Genomic DNA, 589 nt, shown 5'->3' with positions numbered 1-589 from the left:
GTGAGCACCACAGGCGTCGTTCCCGCAGGATTGAGCGCCAGAAATGCCTCGCGCCGATCCCACGGCCGCTCGTCCACCAGTGTGAGGTCGAGTCCGTATTCGCCGAGTACGAGACGWATGAAGCGGGAATGTGGACAGAACGAGTGATGGTAAAGCGTGTACATGCGGGCCTTGATAGTTATGCGGTCGTTAAGAAAGCGTCTCGGTTGCGTCGGTGGTAAAAGTGTCACGCGGCGCGCGCCAAACTAGCGAAGCTTGGCTCTGAGGCAACCCGCGAATGTGATGGTATTTGCGATTGCAGCAATGAAGGGAATAGGCGAGAAGAACCCGGCTTTTTCAGGCCCACACTGACGAAGGACAGATAAGCGGATGATGTCTGATGCGATAAGGGCGGTGATTCTCGGCATTGTCGAGGGTGTCACCGAGTTCCTGCCGGTTTCCTCAACGGGGCATCTGCTGCTCGCGGAACGCTTCTTCGATCTGGGCGAGGACAATTTCTGGAAGAGCTTTGCCGTGCTGATCCAGCTCGGCGCCATTCTGGCAATCCTTGCACTTTACTTCGGCAAGTTGTGGCATATCGCGCTGAACC

General features: G+C 56.6%; 2 protein-coding genes. One reads left to right on the top strand and one right to left on the bottom strand.

Going from position 1 to position 589, the window contains the following annotated elements; all coding sequences use genetic code 11:
- A partial coding sequence (locus tag AC1DP0_RS22550; protein WP_478088920.1) for a glutathione S-transferase family protein occupies positions 1 to 164 on the bottom strand: 164 nt, incomplete at its 3' end.
- Between the two features lie 208 nt (positions 165 to 372).
- Between AC1DP0_RS22550 and AC1DP0_RS22545 the strand changes: the two genes are divergently transcribed.
- Positions 373 to 589, top strand: a 217-nt coding sequence (locus tag AC1DP0_RS22545; RefSeq protein ID WP_478088918.1) for an undecaprenyl-diphosphate phosphatase, incomplete at its 3' end; no start/stop codon positions are given.

This window comes from Terrabacter sp. P5_B1 (genome assembly GCF_056400505.1).
The sequence above is the reverse complement of the archived record's forward strand: the minus strand, read 5'-3'. Positions and strand labels throughout refer to the sequence as shown.